Here is a 21,445-nt window from a genome sequence, read left to right as displayed (position 1 = left end):
TTGACTATGGTTGTGGAGAGCAACCCTCTCCTTGAATGGTATAGCTATTATTGTTTTCGGTGTGAGTAATACCGATAGAAATGGCTATCACCTTCAATATTTCTTTTAGTTTCGGCTTTTTGAATTCGCCCGTGAAGCGGCAGTTTTTTATTTTGTTATTGGCAATGACTATTTCAACGTCAAAATAATTCTCGAGATCGGCAAAGACCTTGTCCAATGGAGCGTCCTTGAATTCGAGAGAATTGACGTGCCAGGCCAATGCATTGGCTTGATTTTCTTCAAGCGCCAGTAGATCGTTGGATTTATCAAAATTTGCCGCCATTCCTTGAGTAAGAATGAGTTCTGAATCTTTGGCTGAAAAAGAAACTTTCCCGCTTACCACATATATTTCAACATTATCCTCCTCTTCGATAGCTCGAATATTGAAAGAAGTTCCCAACACCTGTGTTTTGGCTCCTTCGGTCTGAATGATAAACGGTTTGGATTCATCTCTGGAAATTTCAAAAAAAGCTTCTCCCTTTAGAGAAACATTCCTTTCTTCCATGTTAAAATCAGAAGCAACTGTAAGTAGTGTAGATTCATTCAATTTGATTCTACTACTATCTGGTAATACAACCCATTTAGTTTCGCCCTCAAAAGTTGCGTAGTGATAGGGTTCATTTTTTCCGAATTCACGAATTAAGAACCCTAAACCAACAGTCAGCAAAATCATAGCTGCCAGACGGGTGGCAAAATGAATCCACCGTACGGTGGTAGGCTGGTCGTCAGATTTAAGTTCGGAAAACTTCTCCCATGCTAGCTGCGGGTCAGCTTCATATTTAAGCTTAAGCTTACCACTTGTCTCCCATTGCTTTTCAAAATCATGAAAAGCGTTCTTTTGATCTGGATTGTTCTCCAGGTAATCGTAAAACTTCGATTCTTCTTCAGATGTAAAGGCTCCAGATAGTTTCTGGGCACAGCGGTCGAAAAATTTCTGATCATTCATGTTTTTAACCTTTGGGACTCGATACTAAGACGAACCAATTGTTAAAACACGTAAAACATTACAAAAATAATTCTGACCCTTTATCAATCCATTGACTTCCAACAAGAAGGCCCCAGCCTAAAAACTCTATAAAGTAATGGCGTAAGTCTGTCCTAAAACTTTTGAGCGCATTAGAAATTTGTGTTTCTACGGTTCGGATAGAAACATCCAAATGCTCCGCTATCTCTGGATTGGTTAATCCTTCAAATCGACTCAGGGAAAAAACCAATCTGCACTTAGGGCTCAATTGTCCAACAGCCTGCTCAATGGCTTTACGCATATCATCGTGCTCAATATTGGTATCGGCTAAATCTTCCTCAAACTCTAACGGGATAAATTCTTCTCCCAAGTAATCTCCTTTTTTGACTACATCCAGGGCTCCATTCCTGGCCATCTGCATGATGTAAGCTTTTGGATTGTTGAGTTGGTCCAATTGCCCTCGTTTGTCCCAAAGTTTGAGAAAAACATTCTGAACGACGTCTTCCGCTGCATCCTGTCGTTTCAGCACATACATAGCCGTACGCAGGGCAGCTTCATAAAACTCAAAATATAAGTCTTTGAAGTTTTGGTCCAGATTGTTTTGAATGGGTATGGTAGGCATTGAGTCTTTTAAAGATTCAAGGCAAAAATCAAGAAAAACAGATTCAACATCAAAGCAGACACCAAGTTTAATCGCATGGTATGTCTAAAATCTGCTTTGTTGGCATCTTTTCGCACTATTAAAAACCAATAAAAGAAATAACCTACTACTGGAAGCATAAGAATGATAAACAAAAGACCAGTCTGGGGCGAATGGGTTTCCGTGAAATAGTAAATAAATCCTAAAGTTGAAATAAAAAAGAATGCGCCTGTAAAATAGAAGGTTCCTAAGATGCCGAGCTTCAAACTTATGGTAATGTCTCCTCGTTCTTCATCCTCCTTGTGCTGATAGATCTGCGTCATAGGATAACTACCCAGAAGTAACATCGAACTCAACAGCGCAGGAAGTTGCCATTGCCAATCAAATAGATCAATGTGATAAGTAGAAACTCCGAAAACCGTCATGAGAAATGTAAAATAACCCTGAAAAACACCTACTGCCAGCCATCCCAGAATTGGTCGCTTCTTGAGTCTAATTAAAGGATGACTATAAGCTTTGGATACCAGCCCATAGATTAAAAGCAAACCACTAAACCTCCAATCAATTAATAGTCCAAGTCCTAGCGCCAGCAAATCCAAAATCAGCGACCAACCATATAAGTTCTTCGTTGCTTCCGGTGGGTGCTCCAATCCACCAATACTTCCCTCATCTTGATCGAAGTAGGAATTGTATCCATTACTCGCAGGATATAGCAGAAAATGAAGAATAAAAAACACCAACGCTATTCGGGTCCAATCCTCCGGCTGAGCTATTGCTACTCCGAAAACGAAAACAGGTAACAGAAAAAAAGAAAATGGAAAACGAAGGTGTAAAAATGTGGATTTGGTCATTGTATGCCTTTTCGCAACAATTTATTAAATGCTTGTCTAATCCGTTTCCGATTCTACCATTTTAATCATTCGTTCGAATCCCAAATTTTCGCTATTTTCCACTTTAGAAAATGGGCGCTTACATCACAGCTATAGGAACAGCCAATCCGGCCAATCGTTACTCTCAAGAGGATCTCGCACAGTTTATGTGCGACCATTTGACTGAAGACGCTAACCAACATAAAAAAGTTAAAGTCTTATACCGGGCTACTGGTATTAAACACCGGTATTCTGTACTAGATGATTACAAAAAACAACCAGGTACATTCACCTTCTATTCTAATGAGGAAAATCTAAGTCCATTCCCAAGCACGCAGAAACGCATGAATATCTACCGACAAGAAGCGCTGCCACTGGCTATTTCGGCCATCACGGACTGTTTGGACAACAATCATCAATTGTCAGAATTTACTCACTTAATTACTGTAAGCTGCACCGGTATGTACGCACCAGGCTTAGATGTTGATCTAATCAAAGCACTCAATCTAGCCTCAGACATTAGAAGAAATAGCCTCAACTTTATGGGTTGCTATGCAGCCATGAATGCGATTAATCTATCCAAAGAAATTTGTGACAATAGCCCAGAAGCCAAGGTTTTGATCGTAAGTGTTGAGCTTTGCAGTTTACATCTCCAAAAAGAACAAACTGAGGACAATCTTCTCGCTCACTCACTATTCGCGGATGGTGCGGCTGCTGTGGTTGTTTCAGGTCAACTTCAAAAAAATAAACCAGCACTTGAAGTTATGCATTCAGCCAGTCAACTTTTTATAAGCGGCCAAAATGATATGGCATGGCAAATTGGAGACTTTGGTTTTGAAATGGCGTTGACCTCCTACGTGCCAAAAATTATCGAGGGTGGAATCCAAAAGCTTACCTCTGATTTGTTAGCTAAGAACAATTTAGCGCTGACTGACATAGATGCATATGCTATTCACCCTGGCGGCAAGAAAATACTAGAAGCCATAGAAAACCAATTGGGAATTACTAAAACACAGAACCATCAGGCTTATGAAATTTTGAAAAATCATGGTAATATGTCTTCACCAACTGTTCTATTTGTACTCAATCAAGTTTGGTCGCCACTAAAATCCCAGCCTAATAAAAAAATTCTCTCCTTTGCATTCGGGCCAGGCCTCACCCTTGAAAGTCTATTGTTCAAAACCGTTTAAGACCATGTTCGACTTTCTCAAACAGCGCTCACTCAAAGAAGAAATCATGGATGATTTTTTCTGCCAAGGAGAGGTAGTCAATCAAACGCTACGAGAACTCAATCAAATCAATACTTACTTAGGTGGAGATCTGCTTTCGCTAAATGGGGTGAAAAAACTAATCCTAAAAAAACCTCAAGAGAATTATAAAATAGTTGATTTAGGATGTGGGGGTGGAGATACACTAAAGCTATTCGCTAAATGGGGCAAGAAACACAACCAAGACCTTCAGCTGGTCGGCATAGATGCGAATAAATACATTGTAGACTACGCACAAAAAAACTGCAGCAAATACCCTAACATTTCATTCAGCGCAGAAAATATTCTGAGGGAAGAGTTCAAAGCTCGTGAGTTTGACATTGCCCATGCCAGCCTATTTTTCCATCACATGCAAGCTGAGGAAATCGTAGAATTACTCCAGCAATTGATGAGACAGGTGCGGGTGGGCCTGGTGATCAACGACCTACATCGTCATTGGGTATCTTATCTATTCACCAAGTACTTAATCACCAATTGGTCTAAGTCAGAAATGGTGAAATACGATTCTTTGTTGTCCGTTGAACGATCCTTTACCAGAGAAGAATTAGAAAAATATTTGAAAATGGCCGGGATCCAAGACTACTCCCTCACCTGGCGCTGGGCCTATCGTTGGGAGTTGATTATTTGTAAGTGATTACTTCCTCACCCACTTTACTTTCTTATCTATGGACTTTCTTTTGCCCTTGGGCCACTTAGCTTTTTTGGGCATGCCGACGTATAAAAAGCCCATCAACAAATCTTTCTCCCCGAGATCAAAGAAAGAATTTGCATTCTTGTCGTAGGTCACGCCACCTGTACTCCAATAGCAGCCGACGCCATGCGCAGTGGCGGTCAGGTGCATGTTTTGTACAGCCGCAGCCACGGCAGCAATCTCTTCCATTTTCGGAATGGATTTGTTTCTTTTCATACCTATAGAAATGATGTGTGAACACATCAAAGGCTTGGACTTGAGTTTTTTGATTTTGTCCTTGTCTGGCTTCTTGCCAGCAGACTTCAGATACAACTCTGCCTGAAAATTGGCGAAAGCCTCAATACCCTCATCGCAGAAAACAGTGAATCTCCACGGCTCAGTCATCTTGTGGGTCGGGGCCCAATTGGCATTTTCGAGCATCTCTGCAATCACCTCATCAGACACCCTTTCTCCAGAATAGTTTTTCGGGAAGATGGATCTACGATTCTTAATCAGATCGGATATTTGAGTTATATCGTAATTCATTTGTGATTAGTTAATGGGTTATTGGTTAATAAGTTATTGGGGTCAATCAGTACCGATTCACTCAATAACTGATAACCAATAACTTACCTGGAAACGCTGGCGTAAACGACACTATCGGCTGCTTCGACAGGCAAATACATCTGGTCCAATCTCTGTTGCCACACGAGTCTTACTGAATCAAAGGTAGCCATATTTTCAGGCAAAATAGGCTCTGATGGTGGTAAGTCCACCTTGAGCGCATCCACTTGCACGCCATTTTTCCAAAACCTATAGCACAAGTGTGGGCCACTAGCCAAACCTGTTGATCCTACGAATCCGATCGTTTGTCCACGTTTTACTTTCTGACCGTATTTGATACCACTGGCGATCTTCGACATGTGTAGATATTGGGTCGCAATATTTCCGTTGTGCTGAATCTTGACGAAGTTGCCATTAAACCTGTGGTATTTGGCAGCAATGATTTTGCCATCGGCTACTGCTCTGATCGGCGTGCCTACTGGCGCTGCATAGTCGGTGCCTAAGTGTGCTTTATATCTCTTTTGCACCGGATGATAACGGCGACCGGTATATCTGGAGCTAATTCTGGTGAAGCTCAATGGTGCTTTCAAAAATTCACGACGGAGACTTTGACCGTGCTGATCGAAATAGTCGGTTCCTACACTGTCTTGCTCAAATCGGAAACCGTAATACGAATCACCCACATGCTGAAAATATGCCGCCTTGATTTCGCCAATACCTACCAACTCATCATCCACGTATTGTTCGTCGTAGATCATCTTGTAGTTGTCTCCTTTTTGAATCCCAAAGAAATCCACCTGCCAGGCAAATACATCCACCAGTTTGTTTACCAAATCAGCGTTACCTCCAGCTTCGAGCATATCCACATATAGCGAAGTGTTGATCTCACCTACCATCTCTGTTTCTTTCAATTCGATTTGCTTACTGGCCTGATACATCTTTACAGAATCCTGAAAATCAATCACCACATAATCGATCGCGTTTGGTCTGTAGATGAAGTGTGTCGCTTCTTTCAAACTGTCTCCCTTGTAAAGCATCGAATACGGCTTGCCAGACACAAATTTCCTTACATCAAATACCTTCTTAGAATCATGCGCTACTTTATGAATCTTTTCATAGGGCACATTGTATGGCTTCAGAATATCAGCCAGATTTTGATTTCGCCTAATCTTGCCTTCTTCAATCAGCAAAGAATCGACGATAATTCCATAATATTTTTTAGGAATATAAGCCTGTACGGTATCCTCCACCACAGGCACTTCTACCAACTCATCTTCAGGAATGGGTTGATACAAAAAGGCAAAATAAATAGTCGCTGGTACGATCCCTGCCAACAATACCAAACTCCAACCCCACTTCTTCAAAAACTGCATATATAATTACTGTCTTTTTTCAAATTCCGCTTTGGCTTCATCCAAAAACGTCACAAAATTAGCAATTTCTAGATCATAAGCCTTGATTGGTGGTATCAGTTCGCCATTTGTATCTAGAATGACGTAGTAAGGTTGGGCGTTATTATTGAATCTTGTGATTTGAAAATCAGCGTTTTGCTTTCCGATTGATTTTTTCATTTTGCCATCATATTCAGACTTAAACCATTGCAATTCGGGCAGCTCTGTCTTGTCATCCACATATAACGCAACTACCACAAAATCTTCTTTGAGTCGTTTCAACACCTGCGAGTCGGACCATACACGTGCTTCCATTTCACGGCAATTCACACAACCGTGTCCGGTAAAGTCGATAAAAAGCGGTTTGTTTTGTTCTTTGGCGCAAGCCAATGCCTGCTCATAATCGAAGTACCCTTGAATGCCATGCGGCAAATGCAAGAAGTCAGCATATTTAGGCGCTTCGCAAATGGTGCTTTCCACATTAGCGTTTGCACCCCTCGATGAGGTCAAATCAAAATCTAAGGTGGTCTGTGGTGGTAAGTATCCAGAAAGTGCTTTGAGCGGTGCACCAAACATTCCTGGAATCAGATACACCACGAACGAGAAGGTGATGATCGCCAACATCAGCCCACCTACGGAAGTCTTTTCGGTTTTGCTATCATGTGGCAATTCGATTTTACCCAAAAGGTAAAAGCCCATAAGAGTGAAAATCACGATCCAGATCGCGAGATAAATTTCTCTATCCAAAAGATTCCAATGATAGGCCTGATCGGCAATACTTAAGAATTTGAAGGCGAAAGCCAATTCCAAAAATCCCAGCACCACTTTCACGCTATTGAGCCAACCGCCCGACTTCGGCATATTGTTCATCAAACTAGGAAACAGCGCAAATACCGTAAATGGCAAGGCAAAGGCCATGGAGAAAGCAAACATGCCCAGGATAGGCTTGAGGATCAGTCCTCCAGCAGACTCTACCAGAATCGTACCTACCAGCGGCCCAGTGCAAGAAAATGAAACCAGCACCAACGTGAAGGCCATAAAGAACACGCCGATAAATCCACCCTTGTCCGCTTGCTTGTCCACATTGTTGACAAACTTGCTAGGTAGGGTGATTTCGAAGAGCCCCAAAAAGGACAAGGCGAAAATGACAAATACTGCAAAAAAGATGACGTTTGGAACCCAGTTGGTGGCGAGTTCGTTGGCCGTTTCAGGCCCCATAAATGGCGCCAGCAAAGAGCCGATCAATGTATAAATGATGATAATCGACAAGCCATAAAGCACGCCCAATCCTTTTTTCTTTCCGGTGAAGAAGCTCACCGTCATAGGTATCATAGGAAATACGCAAGGTGTGAATATAGCGGCGATACCCGCCAAAAATGCAGCAATCATAAATGCCCAAAGACTATACGGGTCATTCACTCCACGCTGGTCTAGTACACCTTCCTTAGTTTCTTTGCTTTCGGATTCTTTTACTTCACTCTTTTCTTCTGCAGGAGCCCCCTTTGTAGCTGCCGCTTTCGCACCCAGCAATTCTCCAAAACTAAACTCGTCATCGAACGGGATACACTTGCCATCCACATCGGTACACACCTGATAGGCGTAGGATCCTTTGATTTCAGGATTTTCAGATAGGATTTTTACTCGCGCTACAAATTTTCCCTTTTCACGGAAGTAGGTGTATTCGCCTTCCCAGAGTTCATCATATTTTTTCTTTGCTCCTACGGGAGCCAAAGAATCGACTATGGCATAACTCTCGTGTGGGATAAATTCGAACTCGGTCACCATAGGACCAAGATCAGGATCGAAATCTGTGGAATACAAATACCAGTCCTTGTCGATCTTCACATTGAAGATCAAATCGACTTCTTCTCCAGCTTTTGCATCTGGATTAGAAACCTCAAGAGACCACTTGGCTGGTTGTAATATTTGCGCCCAGGATTGGGCACTTAGGAGTATAAAAAAAATTGCGATTACCTTTTTCATTCTTAACATTTAAGAGTCAAATCTAGTAATCGCAATTTATAGCAAAAAAGTTCGGAAAAATTATATTCCGAACACCTGCTTCACCTGATCTACGTAATCTAGTTTCTCCCAGGTGAAAGTTTCTACTTCTTGAGTCACGTCTGCGGCAGCCGGAGATGAGAAGGTCACTTTTTTGATCTCTGGTGTTCGTCCCATGTGGCCGTATGCTGCAGTTTCCGAATAAATCGGGTTCATCAATTTCAATCTTTTGATCAAAGCCGCTGGTTTCATGTCGAAGATCTCAGAGATTTTCTTAGCAATCTCGCCGTCGTTCATGTCCACCTTAGCAGAACCATATGTATTCACAAAAATACCCATTGGCTCAGCCACACCGATAGCGTAAGATACCTGCACCAACATCTCGTCGGCCACACCTGCTGCTACCATGTTTTTAGCAATGTGTCTGGTTGCATAGGCTGCAGATCTATCTACTTTTGAAGGATCTTTTCCGGAAAATGCTCCACCGCCGTGAGCGCCCTTTCCGCCATAGGTATCTACGATTATTTTTCTACCTGTCAATCCCGTATCGCCGTGTGGTCCACCAATTACAAATTTTCCAGTAGGGTTGATATGATATTTGATTTGATCATTAAACAACGCCTGAATTTCAGGTTTCAATTGAGCAACAACTCTTGGAATCAAGATTTTTACAATGTCTTCTTTGATTTTAGCTAGCATCGCAGACTCCTCGTCGAAATCGTCGTGCTGAGTAGATACCACAATGGCATCAATTCTTACCGGTTTATTGTCATCATTGTATTCGATAGTCACCTGAGATTTTGCATCTGGTCTCAAATATTTGATGGCATCATTTTCTCTTCTCAAGGCAGCCAACTCAATCAAAAGCATGTGAGAAATTTGCAAGGCCAATGGCATGTAATTCTCTGTTTCGTTCGTCGCATACCCGAACATCATGCCCTGATCACCTGCGCCTTGCTCTTCTTCACTGGCTCTTTCTACACCCTGGTTGATGTCTGGAGATTGCTCATGAATGGCAGAAATCACACCACAAGAATTGCCATCGAACTGATACTCCCCTTTGGTGTATCCAATTCTGTTGATCACATCTCTGGCTACGGTTTGTACATCGATGTAAGATTCAGTTTTCACTTCACCGCTCAATACAGTCAAACCAGTTGTTACCAAGGTTTCGCAAGCTACTTTCGACGTGTTATCGAATGCTAGAAAATGGTCTAAAAGTGCGTCAGAAATTTGATCTGCTACTTTATCTGGGTGTCCTTCGGACACAGATTCCGATGTAAATAAATATGGCATATTCTAAATGTTTTCTATTTTGAAGTCGGCAAATTTAGGTTAAATGATTTGTATCTAAAAACTGTACTGATTTCCTCACGCATAAAGCGAAAATATGGTTGGCGTTTTGTGTAAATGAATTTTTTCTCGTTTCCATTCTCCGATGGATTTGGTAGAAATATATTCTTCATCTCCTGTAATTCCTTTAGCTACAGAAAGCAAAGTATTCGGATGACAAGCCTTAATCAAATGCTCAAAGAGTTTTTGGTTTCTATAAGGTGTATCCATAAATATCTGCGTCTGGCGCAATCGTGAAGCCGCATCTTCCATTTCACGGATTTTTTTCTCCCTGTCCTTTTTATCTATCGGCACATAGCCATGGAATACAAAAGATTGGCCATTGAAACCAGAAGCCATAAGCGCCATAAAAATGGACGACGGCCCGCTCAACGGCACCACTCTGAGTCCCTGCTTGTGCGCCACCGAAGCAGCAACAGCTCCTGGGTCGGCGATGCCAGGGCAACCGGACTCTGAGAGTATTCCTATGTTTTTACCATTGGCTTTCGCAAAATAAGCTTCTACCTGCTCCGGCTTGGTCTTTCGATCCAACACTTCAAATTCCAGCTCCTCGATCGTAAGCCCCAATCTGAGCTTACTCATGTATCTGCGCGCAGTGCGTACATTCTCTACCAAAAAATAGTCCAAGGACTTGATCACATGTTTGACCTGATCGCTGATGACGTCCTGCTCGGTATTGTCAGCGATGACCATTGGGATCATATATAGTTTTTGTTCGCTCATGCCAGAAAGTTAGTTACTAGATCGTAGAACTTATCTGGATTTTCAGCATGCAACCAATGGCCGGTTTTTTCGATAGTTTCTAGTTGTGCATTTGGGAATATCTCTTCGATATCTTCCCATTCTTCATCCAGAATATAGTTGGAATTTCCTCCTCTTATAAATAGGGTGTCCGTTTCAATCGGCAAATGATAAGTTAATGCCTTGCCCACCTCTTCGATCTTTTCTGCCAACACTGGTAGATTCATTTTCCAATCGAAACCTTCAGAAGTTCTTTTTAGGTTTTTTAATAAAAATATTCGCGTACTCTCTTCTTTTACATAATCAGACAGGATTTCATCCGCCTCTTGCCGAGAAGAAATTTGCCCAACAGGTATGCTTTTCAACCCATTTAGGATCTGATCGTGGTGTACTGGATATGCTTTAGGGCCAATGTCCGCCACTATCAGCTTATCAATTTGTTGAGGATAAAAAGCGGCGTATTGCATCACCGTTTTTCCTCCCATAGAGTGGCCCAACAAGATAGGATTTTCAAGATTTAGAGTCTCTATCAGATGCTCCAAGTCCGTGGTCATTTCATCGTAACCCCAGTCATTCGAATGAAAAGACTTGCCATGATTTCGCTGATCAACTAAGATGACATCATAATCTTCTGCAAACCTTTTTCCGAGTGTTAACCAATTGTCCAAAGAGCCCAAGAACCCATGAAGTATGATTAGCGGCTGGCCTTGTCCAAACCTTTTGTAATTCAATAACTCCATTTATGCTAGTTCTCTTTTGTAAAGTTCAATGGTATTTTCCAATCCATAATATAAAGCATCGCAAACCAACGCATGTCCGATTGATACCTCATCCATGAATGGCAATTGCTCCTTGAGAAATTTAAGATTGACCAAATCCAAATCATGTCCGGCGTTCACTCCCAATCCTAAGTCTTTGGCTAACCGCCCTGTATTAGCATAAGGCCTTACTGCCGCTTCTTTATCCTTTAGATATCCAATGGCAAATGCTTCAGTATATAATTCAATCCGATCTGTACCGACCTTCGCTGCTCCTTCTATACGCTCAGGAATGGGGTCAATAAAAATGGAAGTTCTCACTCCCGCAGCTTTGATTCTGTCAATCACCTCTTTTAGGAACGAGGCATGTGCTATCGTATTCCACCCGGCATTAGAAGTCAGTACTTCTGGAGAGTCAGGGACCAATGTGGCCTGCTCTGGCTTCACTTCTTCAATGATTCTAAGAAATCGCTCATCTGGATAACCTTCGATATTAAATTCAGTTGTCACTACCTCTTTTAGCTGATACACATCTTCAGTAGTGATATGTCGCTCGTCGGGTCGCGGATGAATGGTGATCCCTTGTGCTCCAAATTTTTCACAGTCCCGGGCTACCTTCACCAAGTCAGGATTGTTGCCACCACGAGCATTTCGGATGGTAGCAAATTTATTTACGTTTACGCTCAGTTTTGTCATACTAGATATACGAGCCTTTTGTATCTTGGGCTCCGCATTGGGTTAGAATTCTTTCTGATTAAATTTGCCGCAAAAATAATCAATTCATCGATTAAGAAAACCAGAATTATGAGCTTGAAAGATCAAATAAACGCAGATATAAAGGCCGCCATGTTGGCTAAAGAAAAAGAAAAATTGACCGCATTGAGGTCTATCAAATCTATGATTCTTTTGACTGAGACGGAAAAAGGAGCGGCTGAAGACATCTCAGAAGATGCCGAAATGAAACTCCTCATGAAAGCTGCCAAACAAAGAAAAGATTCTGTTGATCTATTCAGAGAGCAAGGCAGAGATGATCTTGCCGATAAGGAGCAAGGCGAATTGGACATTATCAGCCAATACCTACCAAAGCAATTGAGCGAAGACGAACTAAAAGCAGAATTGCAAAAAGTAATCGGTCAGGTAGGTGCATCAGGACCACAAGACATGGGCAAAGTCATGGGAATGGCCACCAAAGCTTTAGCTGGAAAAGCTGACGGAAAAACTATTTCGGCCATGGTTAAAACAATGCTATCCTAAAGAGTGAATACCATAGACATAGTCATATTGGTTTTTCTGCTGATAGGCGCCTACACAGGCTTCCGACGAGGTATGCTAATGGAAGTGATTTCCTTAGTGGCATTCTTTGCGGCAATTTTGGCAGGGATCAAACTTTTGGATTGGGGCATCTCTGTTTTATCCGAATACATAGAAGGCTATGATTCCTTACTTCCTATTATAGCATTTACAATCATTTTTATTGGCATCATCGTGCTATTAAATGTGATTGGCAAAACAGTGAAGAAGATCATAGACATGACCTTATTAGGTAGTTTAGATGATATCATAGGCAGCTTAATGGGAATTGTAAAATGGGCCCTTTTCATCAGCATATTCTTTTGGATTTTTGAATCCTTTGGAGGCACGATCAGCGAATCCACTAGTGAAGGAAGTATGTTATTTGGACCCATTGCCTCCTTTGCACCAGCTATGTTCAATTTATTTTCAGGATTGTTTCCTTATTTTATGGACTTTTTCGAACAATCGAAAGAAATGGTAAATCAGCAGGAACTTAACGTTTGATTCATCAGAAATTAATATATTATACCTAATATTAGCAAAACTACAAATACAGAATGCTAGAAGTACCCAATATCATAGAAGAAGGAGAATTCAAATACATAGAAGAAGGAGAAGGAAAAGTGATGCTCTTGTTGCACGGGTTGTTTGGAGCACTTAGCAATTGGGAAGCAGTAGTAAATAAATTCTCAGGCCAATTCAAAGTAGTAATACCAATGCTGCCTATTTATGATATGCCAGTTCGAGAAACTGGCTTGACAAAGTTGACCGAGTTTGTTGAATCCTTCATTGATTTTAAAGGTTACAACCAATTTGATGTGATGGGAAATTCGCTAGGTGGGCATGTAGCGCTCATGTACATTTTGAAGCATCCTGAAAAAGTAGACCGAATGATTTTGACAGGTAGTTCAGGACTATTCGAAAATTCTATGGGCGGTTCGTATCCTAAACGGGGTAATTATTCGTACATAGAAGAACGAGTGAGATATACATTCTATGACCCAAATACAGCCACAAAAGAATATATTGATGAAATTTTCGAAACAACCAACGACATCCCAAAGTGCATGAGGATCATTCAGATGGCAAAATCTGCACAAAGGAATAACCTAGCTGATGAACTGCATAAAATAGAAAACGAAACCCTGCTTATTTGGGGACTCAATGATACAATTACACCACCGAGTGTGGGTCACGACTTTAATCGCCTAATAAAAAACTCCACCTTGCGTTTCATTGATGAATGCTGTCATGCCCCTATGATGGAGCAACCAGACAAATTCAATGATATACTAGACGAATTTTTGAACCAAACGGTACAAGCATGAGAGCAAAGGATCTAATTAATTACACTATACCACCACTAAAACCTTCAGACAATATAGATAAGGCGCAGTCGTGGATGAGTGAATTTCATGTACATGAACTGCCAATAGTAGACAACGGTAGTTTTTTAGGATTCTTTAACGAAAATCTATTGTTTGATCATTTTACCGGGGCCGAAAAAATTGAAGATTATCAGTTTATGGGCACGGGGCTTTTTGTAGATCAAAATGAACACTATTACGAACTACTCAAGAAAGCTTATGAAGCCAGTTCTAATTTAGTAGCCGTTTTAGATGAAAACCAGAAATACCTTGGCACGGTTACAATTCAAGACGTAGTTGAGGCATTTTCAAAAATGTCCTCTATCAATAGCCCAGGAACCATTATAGTAATTTCCATGACACAAACTGACTACTCAATGACTGAGTTGAGTAGAATCATAGAGTCTGAAGGAGGAAAAATACTGAGTAGCTTTATTGAAAATAATGAACAACAACCTGGTAAAATTAGAGTTACCATTAAGCTGAATCTGGAGAATGCATCAGCTATAATAGCTTCATTAGAAAGATTTGGATACACAATAAGTTCTATCTTTGGCAAAGGAGACGAGGAATTGATTGAAAAAGAACGATTGGACACACTCCTCAGATACCTCAAAGTCTAAATTCATTAACACATGAGAATCGCGCTGCATGGAAGAAAGTTCTCCAAAGAGTCCTTTCCGTATGTTAAAACCATTGCCAAGAAATTAATGGACAATGGGCATGAGATATTTATCACTGATGTTTGTGCCAAAGAAAACAGAGCCGAAGCAAAGGCATACTTACAATCTTACCCTCAAATTAATATTCTAGAAAGTCTGGAGCCAATAGATTTCTTCTTCAGTCTTGGTGGAGATGGTACTCTACTTGAAACCGTCTCGTTGGTTGGAGCAATGCAAATTCCAATTCTAGGGATAAATTTAGGCACCATGGGCTTTTTGGCCACAACAGCAAAAAGTGATATAGAATCTGCCTTGAATTTATTCTTTGACGGGCAGTATGAACTTGAGGATCGAGCGCTTCTACATCTCAATAGCAATACCGAGTTGTTCGAAGGACAAAATTTTGCATTAAATGAGGTCGCAATTCTAAAAAGAGATACCTCGTCGATGATCATTGTAAGATGTTTTATTGACGGAGAGTTCGTCAATACTTACTGGGCTGATGGACTCATGGTCTCTACGCCTACAGGCTCTACAGGATATTCTTTGAGTTGTGGCGGGCCATTGGTGCTTTCACAATCTGAGAGCTTTATTATTACACCGGTGAGCCCACACAATTTAAATGTTCGACCCTTGGTTGTTTCAGATAAAAGTGAAATTTCGTTTGAAATTGAAGGCAAAGGACGCTCCTTTCTTATTTCATTAGACTCCAGGTCTCATACTGTGAATAGTACGGTTAAAATTTCACTAACAAAAGGTGATTTTACAGCAAAACTCGTTAAAATTTCGGGCTCCAATTTCTTTGATACACTCAGGAATAAATTAAATTGGGGGCAGGACGTTAGGAATTAGAAGTTAAAAACAATAATTTTAGCGTTTATAATAAGTTGCGCCGAATTATATAATAAAAGTTTTTTGGTCGTTTGATTATTGGAAATGCGTAAAAAATTACTAATCTCATTCACATTGCTACTACTAGCAGTTTGCGTCACTGACTCTTTTGGTCAGAAGAGACGTTATGGCTATAGCAAAAGTAGAAACAAAAAATACTCCAATTATAGTGGTGGCCGAACCAGCTATCGCGGTGTCGGCAAAACAAATTATTGGACCGTTGGTGCTAGTATTAACGTTCTCAATTACTATGGCGATTTATCTCCAGAAGTAAAACGATTTAGCACGAACTACGGTGAGACTAAATTTGGATTTGGCATAACCGGATCTCGGATGGTCTATCCCGGCATATTTCTGCGTGCTGGGTATAATTTTGGAACCATTGAAGGAGACGATTTTAACAACGGTGATGAAAGTTCGGGTGACGCAAGTAAATATGGACGATACCTTCGGAATTTACATTTCAAAAACAATATTCACGAATTATCTGTTGGCTTTGAAGCCGATATGATTCCTAACAATGGTGGCGTAAGAGGAAGATTTCCAATAAATCCATACATGTTTGTGGGCGTGGCAGTAATTGCGCATAACCCCAAGGCAAAGGCGCCGGATTTTGATCAAGCAGGTAATGCCATAGCTGAAGCGGGAGAATGGGTGGATCTCAGAGATCTAGGTACAGAAGGGCAGAATATTGATAGCATAGGAGCAGACCCCTATGGTAAATTTGCCTTTGTTATACCCGTCGGGTTGGGAGTCAAAGTCAAACTTCATCATAACTTTGATCTAAATTTTGAAATCGGTTTTAGAAAAACATTCACTGATTATTTAGATGATGTAAGTGGCGGATATGTAGATTTGGCCACATTCGGCGATGACAATTTAGCCAGAGCCATGTCTGAAAGGGGCGCTGAAGCAACGCATGTGCTATCAGGCGCAACCCGCTCTTTAAATCCAGGAGATACCGGAACAACCGGACCATATACTCATGGTAGCGGATATGACCCAAGAAGTGATCATTCGAGAGGTGGTCCAGGCCAAGATGATTTTTATATCACCACTCAAATTCGCCTAGTTTATATCTTCGATCAAAAAGGAGCAACCAGAGGCAAATTCAGATAAGCACATATTTGATAAAAAAAACTCTTCATATTACCCTTAAAGCATTGCCGATTCTATCGGCTTTTCTTTTGGCACAAACTTTATGTATTGGACAGAAAACTGAAATTGGAGTAGCTCTAGGAGGTGTAAGTTATGCCGGTGACCTCTACCGTGGGTATGAAATTGCGAACCAAAACATAGGTATTCAGGGTATATATCGAATCAATTTCGAAAAAGATGTCACTTTTAAAGCAGGGCTCCTGTATGGCAAAGTTTCAGGAGATGATAGTCATCCATTTGATGCGCTTGGTCAAATTAGAAATGCCTCTTTTGATCGATCATTTATTGAGGCATCAGCTAATTTTGAATTTCATTTTTTGGATTACAAAAACAAAAATTCCACAATTAAATGGACGCCTTACTTTTTTGCAGGATTCGGATTAACTAAGTTTTTAAACTTGGAAGAGCAGGACGATTTCAGTAGTATTCAACCCGTACTCCCCTTTGGATTAGGGGTTAAACATCTCATTGGTAAACAATTCAGTTTAGCACTAGAGTTTGGTGCAAGAAAGACCTTCTTTGATCAATTGGATGGCATTTCAGACGGCGATGTGTATGACAAGACAAACACTCAATTTGGTAATCCCAATGATAAAGATTGGTATCATTATTTGAACATTTCATTCTCATACCTGATTTTTAAAATACCCTGTCTTTACAAGGACGTACCCAACAAATCCTTGTATAAATAATTAAATCTCCCTTAAGTTCATTTTAACTAAAAAAAAGCACAAATTTGCGGTTTGGTTTTGGCCAGTGGTCAACAAAGAGGGCATGAAAGAGAAGATTGATCCAGCAAAAATTCCTACACATATAGCCGTAATAATGGACGGTAATGGGCGATGGGCAAAGAAGCGGGGAGCAGCTAGACTGTTTGGCCACAGAAACGCTATTCAGGCGGTGAGAGATGTGACCGAAGGTTGCGCGGAGTTAGGGGTTAAACATCTCACACTCTACGCTTTTTCGACGGAAAACTGGAACAGACCGAAAATAGAGGTAGAAGGTCTTATGTCCCTTCTTATTTCAACTATAAAAAAAGAAATCCCGACACTGGTAAAAAACAACATCCGCTTACAACCAATTGGTGACATTGAGCATTTACCAGTAGATGCTCAGAAAAATCTCGCTTTAGGAATGAAAGAAACTGAATCCAATACAGGAATGGTTTTGTCCCTGGCGCTGAACTATGGAGGCAAGTGGGAAATTAGTCATGTAGTTAAAAAGCTCATTGACGAGATAAAGGAAAACCCGAATGAAGTTGATACAGTAAGTGTTGACTTCATAAACCAATATATAGATGAGCATACTGCTCCGGAAGTTGAGTTAATGATCCGAACGAGCGGTGAGCATCGAATTAGTAATTTTTTATTGTGGCAGGCCGCATATGCCGAGCTGCATTTTACCGAAACGCTTTGGCCAGACTTTAGAAGGGAACATTTATACGACGCCATATTAGACTTTCAAAATAGAGAAAGACGCCTGGGGATGACAAGTGAACAACTGGTAAAAAAATAAAATCAAAGCAACAGATAGGTCAGATTTAAAGATGAAATCCAAAATACTTTTACTTTTTCTTTGCATTTCAACAGCAGCTGTTGGTCAGATTAGATATGGCAGTCAAGGTAGAACCAACTCGAATAATGTAAATATTAGCTATTCCAATCCTCAGGAATTTACCATTGCAGATATTGAGGTGGTTGGTGCTGAATATCTTGACAAAATTGCTCTCATTTCAATTTCGGGTCTAAAAGTAGGTGACAAAATCAAAATACCTGGCGATGGCATTACAGCAGCCATTAAAAAGCTTTGGAAGCAAGGACTTATAGGTGATATTCAAATTTATGCCTCTAAAGTTGTAGGGGAGGATGTCTATTTAACCATTTCATTGGCAGAAAGGCCGCGATTAAGCAGGTTCGAATTTAAGGGTCTAACTAAAAGTCAAGAGTCTGATATTAGAGAAAAGGTCAACCTAATTAGAGGCCGAGTGATGACTGATGCCATTCGCAAGAATGCAGAGCTTACCATTAAAAAATATTTCTACGAAAAAGGATATCTCAATACAACGGTAGATATACGCTACAAAACAGACAGTACACTGCACAACAGCGTCTTATTAGATGTCCGTGTTGATAAAAACAGAAAAGTAAAAATCAGAGATGTCAACTTTGTGGGTAACGAACATTTTACGGATGCCAAGCTCAAGAGTAAAATGAAAAACTCTGGTGAAAGGGCCAGGTTCAAATTGATCAGCGCACTTTTGGCTTCCAGCCTAGACCTCTTCAAACCTAAAGGTGAACGGTTTGAATTTGTAGATGATAGCGTTGAGCACAACGTATCAAACACATTACTTGAAATCGTCCACGAAAATGTAAAGTTAAATGTATTCAAGTCGTCAAAATTTGTAAAAGAAAAATACGAAGAAGACAAAGCAGCACTTATCGCCTTCTACAACTCCAAAGGACATAGAGATGCTGAAATCGTTGAAGACACTATTGTATTTGCAGATCACAAATCTGTAGATATCAACATCCGCGTAAATCCAGGCCAACAATATTATTTTAGAGATATTAATTGGGTCGGTAATTTTATCCATGATGACCGTACCTTGGATCAGATTCTTGCCATTGAAAAGGGAGATATCTACAATCTAGAGCTCGTTGATAAAAAATTAAATTTTAATCCTAACGGCCCAGACATTAGTTCACTCTACATGGATAATGGCTATTTATTTTTCAGCGTTACTCCAGTAGAAACTAAAATCGATGGTGACTCGGTTGATATTGAAATGAGGGTCTATGAAGGTGCTCAGGCCACCATCCGAAAAGTTTTTGTGACTGGCAATGATCGTACCAATGATCATGTAATCATGAGAGAATTGCGTACCATGCCAGGTCAAAAGTTTAGTCGTGCAGAATTAATTAGAACTCAAAGGGAACTTTCTCAACTTGGTTACTTTGATCCTGAGCAAGTAAACCCAAAACCTATCCCTAACCCTGTAGATGAAACCGTTGATATTGAATGGGAACTGGTAGAAAGACCAAGTGATCAAGTAGAACTTTCTGGAGGATGGGGAGGAACCTTTGGATTCGTTGGAACCTTAGGGCTTACATTCAACAACTTCTCTTTAAGAAACATCCCGCACTTCGATAAATGGAGACCATTGCCTGTGGGAGATGGACAGAAACTATCCCTGAGACTTCAAGCCAATGGAAAAAGGTATCAAAGTTATTCAGTGAGTTTCTCTGAACCATGGCTAGGTGGAAAGAAGCCTCACTCATTCGGTGTGAGTTTCAACTACTCAGTCCAAAGAAGTATCGATTTCTTCACAGACAAAACAATTGGCTCATTGCAGGTATTTGGTACAACGGTGAGTTTAGGAAGAAGAGTCAAATGGCCTGACGATTACTTTACGCTAAGCAACTCACTTTCTTATCTAAGATATAACCTGTTCAACTATGGGAACTCTCTAGGTTTCAGCACTGGAGCTGCAAACAACTTCACGTTCAATACAACTTTAGCTAGAAATAGTGTTGATAATCCAATGTATCCAAGGTCTGGGTCTTCTATTTCTTTGAGTTTAGCATTGACCCCTCCATGGTCATTGTGGAATGATATTGACTATGAAACTGCTGAAAACAGTGAAAAATATAAATATGTAGAATACCACAAATGGATGTTTGATGCCAAATACTATATGCAGCTGGCAGGCGACTTGGTGCTAGCCGCCCGGGCTCATATGGGATTCATGGGTTACTACCAGGAGAAAGTAGGTGTAGGTCCGTTTGAAAGGTTCCAGTTAGGTGGAGATGGCTTGACAGGTACTAATTTCTTACTTGGTAATGATGTAATTGGACTTAGAGGCTATGACAACAACTCTATTACTCCTTATGATCCAGTAACGAATATTACCGGAGGAAACATATACAACAAGTTTGTTATGGAATTAAGATACCCAGTATCGTTAAATCCATCAGCTACAATCTATTTACTAGCTTTCTCTGAGGCAGGAAATAACTGGAATGGTTTTGAAAACTTCAACCCTAACAAGCTGTACAAGTCATCCGGTTTTGGTGTAAGAATTTTTATGCCGGCATTCGGACTATTGGGTATAGATTGGGGATATGGGTATGATGCATTACCAGGTCAAAGTTCAAATCCAGGAGGTCAGATACACTTCTCAATTGGCCAGCAATTGAGGTAAATTCAAAGAATGCGTGAGTTTATTAGATAAAATAATGTGCAAAGTCTAATTTTAGTGGTATGAAAATTGCAACCCGACTTACATCACTGATTTTAGTGCTTTTAGTTTTCATTTTAAATGATACATTTGCACAGAAATTTGGCTACGTGGATACGGATTACATCCTAAGTCAAATGCCAGAATATAGCGAGGCTAAAGGTGAAATTGAAAAAATTTCAAAAGCCTGGGAGCAAGAGATTCGTGAGATGTACAAAGACATCGAAGAAATGGAAACTTCTCTGCAAGCAGAAGAAGTGCTCTTAACGAAAGAAATGAAAGACGATCGATTAAAAGAAATTGATCTTAAATGGGACGAAGTCAAAGCCTATCAAAAAAAGGTTTTTGGATTTGAAGGCCTGTTTTTCTTGAAGAAAAAAGAATTAATCAAACCTGTACAGGATCAAGTATTTGATGCTGTTGAGAAGGTAGCCAAAAATCATCGCTTGCAAATTGTGTTTGACAAGAGTGGAGATTTGGTAATGATTTATACCGATCCTGTTCATGACTATACCGACTACGTGCTGGAGGAGCTTGGACTTGGTGATCAAAATGATGTAATAAGTAACAACTAATTAG

Annotated in this window: 22 protein-coding genes; 12 read left to right on the top strand and 10 right to left on the bottom strand. The window is 40.5% G+C overall.

Annotation, left to right across the window (positions count from 1 at the left end; genetic code table 11):
* Positions 1 to 4: 4 nt before the first annotated feature.
* The 3 genes from R8N23_RS02755 to R8N23_RS02745 are packed head-to-tail and all read right to left on the bottom strand — an operon-like array spanning position 5 to position 2,494.
* Complete coding sequence (locus R8N23_RS02755; protein ID WP_318170036.1) at positions 5 to 985, bottom strand: FecR family protein; 981 nt, start codon at positions 983 to 985, stop codon at positions 5 to 7.
* A gap of 58 nt (positions 986 to 1,043) precedes the next feature.
* Positions 1,044 to 1,625, bottom strand: a complete 582-nt coding sequence (locus tag R8N23_RS02750; protein WP_318170035.1) for an RNA polymerase sigma-70 factor — start codon at positions 1,623 to 1,625, stop codon at positions 1,044 to 1,046.
* Between the two features lie 8 nt (positions 1,626 to 1,633).
* Positions 1,634 to 2,494, bottom strand: a complete 861-nt coding sequence (locus R8N23_RS02745; protein WP_318170034.1) for a UbiA family prenyltransferase — start codon at positions 2,492 to 2,494, stop codon at positions 1,634 to 1,636.
* 110 nt (positions 2,495 to 2,604) lie between these two features.
* Here R8N23_RS02745 and R8N23_RS02740 point away from each other — a divergent pair, with 110 nt between their 5' ends.
* Positions 2,605 to 3,702: a type III polyketide synthase gene (locus R8N23_RS02740; protein WP_318170033.1), complete on the top strand. Its 1,098-nt coding sequence runs from the start codon at positions 2,605 to 2,607 to the stop codon at positions 3,700 to 3,702.
* A 4-nt stretch (positions 3,703 to 3,706) separates the two neighbouring features.
* The gene (locus tag R8N23_RS02735; protein ID WP_318170032.1) at positions 3,707 to 4,414 is read left to right on the top strand and encodes a methyltransferase domain-containing protein; all 708 of its coding nucleotides are present in this window, start codon (positions 3,707 to 3,709) and stop codon (positions 4,412 to 4,414) included.
* Here the strand turns inward: R8N23_RS02735 and R8N23_RS02730 are convergent, their stop codons facing one another.
* The 7 genes from R8N23_RS02730 to R8N23_RS02700 all read right to left on the bottom strand — a co-directional run bounded on the left by R8N23_RS02730 (position 4,415) and on the right by R8N23_RS02700 (position 11,954).
* On the bottom strand, positions 4,415 to 4,996 hold the full coding sequence (locus R8N23_RS02730) for a nitroreductase (RefSeq protein WP_318170031.1): 582 nt from the start codon (positions 4,994 to 4,996) through the stop codon (positions 4,415 to 4,417).
* An 83-nt stretch (positions 4,997 to 5,079) separates the two neighbouring features.
* Positions 5,080 to 6,378, bottom strand: coding sequence for a peptidoglycan DD-metalloendopeptidase family protein (locus tag R8N23_RS02725; RefSeq protein ID WP_318170030.1), 1,299 nt, complete (start codon positions 6,376 to 6,378; stop codon positions 5,080 to 5,082).
* Positions 6,379 to 6,393: 15 nt separating this feature from the next.
* Positions 6,394 to 8,388, bottom strand: a complete 1,995-nt coding sequence (locus R8N23_RS02720) for a protein-disulfide reductase DsbD family protein (protein WP_318170029.1) — start codon at positions 8,386 to 8,388, stop codon at positions 6,394 to 6,396.
* 60 nt (positions 8,389 to 8,448) lie between these two features.
* Entirely contained in the window at positions 8,449 to 9,702 is a 1,254-nt protein-coding gene (metK, locus tag R8N23_RS02715; protein ID WP_318170028.1) for a methionine adenosyltransferase, read from the bottom strand.
* A 75-nt stretch (positions 9,703 to 9,777) separates the two neighbouring features.
* Positions 9,778 to 10,482, bottom strand: a complete 705-nt coding sequence (locus R8N23_RS02710) for an SAM-dependent methyltransferase (protein ID WP_318170027.1) — start codon at positions 10,480 to 10,482, stop codon at positions 9,778 to 9,780.
* Complete coding sequence (locus R8N23_RS02705; RefSeq protein WP_318170026.1) at positions 10,479 to 11,240, bottom strand: alpha/beta fold hydrolase; 762 nt, start codon at positions 11,238 to 11,240, stop codon at positions 10,479 to 10,481. Before R8N23_RS02705 ends, R8N23_RS02710 begins: the two co-directional genes overlap by 4 nt.
* Positions 11,241 to 11,954: a pyridoxine 5'-phosphate synthase gene (locus R8N23_RS02700; protein ID WP_318170025.1), complete on the bottom strand. Its 714-nt coding sequence runs from the start codon at positions 11,952 to 11,954 to the stop codon at positions 11,241 to 11,243. It lies immediately after the preceding gene.
* Between the two features lie 108 nt (positions 11,955 to 12,062).
* On the opposite strand from R8N23_RS02700, the gene R8N23_RS02695 reads away from it, so the two are divergent.
* From R8N23_RS02695 to R8N23_RS02650, 10 genes are all read left to right on the top strand, one after another.
* A complete protein-coding gene (locus R8N23_RS02695) occupies positions 12,063 to 12,512 on the top strand; it encodes a GatB/YqeY domain-containing protein (RefSeq protein ID WP_318170024.1) in 450 nt (149 codons plus the stop codon).
* Between the two features lie 3 nt (positions 12,513 to 12,515).
* Positions 12,516 to 13,055: a CvpA family protein gene (locus R8N23_RS02690; RefSeq protein WP_318170023.1), complete on the top strand. Its 540-nt coding sequence runs from the start codon at positions 12,516 to 12,518 to the stop codon at positions 13,053 to 13,055.
* A 53-nt stretch (positions 13,056 to 13,108) separates the two neighbouring features.
* Entirely contained in the window at positions 13,109 to 13,879 is a 771-nt protein-coding gene (locus R8N23_RS02685; RefSeq protein ID WP_318170022.1) for an alpha/beta hydrolase, read from the top strand.
* Entirely contained in the window at positions 13,876 to 14,541 is a 666-nt protein-coding gene (locus R8N23_RS02680; protein ID WP_318170021.1) for a CBS domain-containing protein, read from the top strand. Before R8N23_RS02685 ends, R8N23_RS02680 begins: the two co-directional genes overlap by 4 nt.
* 12 nt (positions 14,542 to 14,553) lie before the next feature.
* On the top strand, positions 14,554 to 15,432 hold the full coding sequence (locus R8N23_RS02675) for an NAD kinase (protein WP_318170020.1): 879 nt from the start codon (positions 14,554 to 14,556) through the stop codon (positions 15,430 to 15,432).
* A gap of 84 nt (positions 15,433 to 15,516) precedes the next feature.
* Positions 15,517 to 16,590 (top strand): hypothetical protein, encoded by a 1,074-nt coding sequence (locus R8N23_RS02670; RefSeq protein ID WP_318170019.1) that lies wholly within the window; start codon positions 15,517 to 15,519, stop codon positions 16,588 to 16,590.
* A gap of 8 nt (positions 16,591 to 16,598) precedes the next feature.
* Positions 16,599 to 17,321: a DUF6089 family protein gene (locus tag R8N23_RS02665; protein WP_318170018.1), complete on the top strand. Its 723-nt coding sequence runs from the start codon at positions 16,599 to 16,601 to the stop codon at positions 17,319 to 17,321.
* An 82-nt stretch (positions 17,322 to 17,403) separates the two neighbouring features.
* A complete protein-coding gene (locus tag R8N23_RS02660) occupies positions 17,404 to 18,144 on the top strand; it encodes an isoprenyl transferase (protein ID WP_318170017.1) in 741 nt (246 codons plus the stop codon).
* A gap of 31 nt (positions 18,145 to 18,175) precedes the next feature.
* Complete coding sequence (locus R8N23_RS02655; protein ID WP_318170016.1) at positions 18,176 to 20,830, top strand: outer membrane protein assembly factor; 2,655 nt, start codon at positions 18,176 to 18,178, stop codon at positions 20,828 to 20,830.
* Positions 20,831 to 20,889: 59 nt separating this feature from the next.
* Positions 20,890 to 21,441 (top strand): OmpH family outer membrane protein, encoded by a 552-nt coding sequence (locus tag R8N23_RS02650; protein WP_318170015.1) that lies wholly within the window; start codon positions 20,890 to 20,892, stop codon positions 21,439 to 21,441.
* The last annotated feature ends 4 nt before the right edge of the window (positions 21,442 to 21,445 follow it).

Origin of the sequence: Reichenbachiella sp., assembly GCF_033344935.1 — a bacterium.
GTDB lineage: Bacteria > Bacteroidota > Bacteroidia > Cytophagales > Cyclobacteriaceae > Reichenbachiella.
Note: the sequence above shows the minus strand (reverse complement) of the source record. Positions and strands in the feature narration are given on the sequence as shown.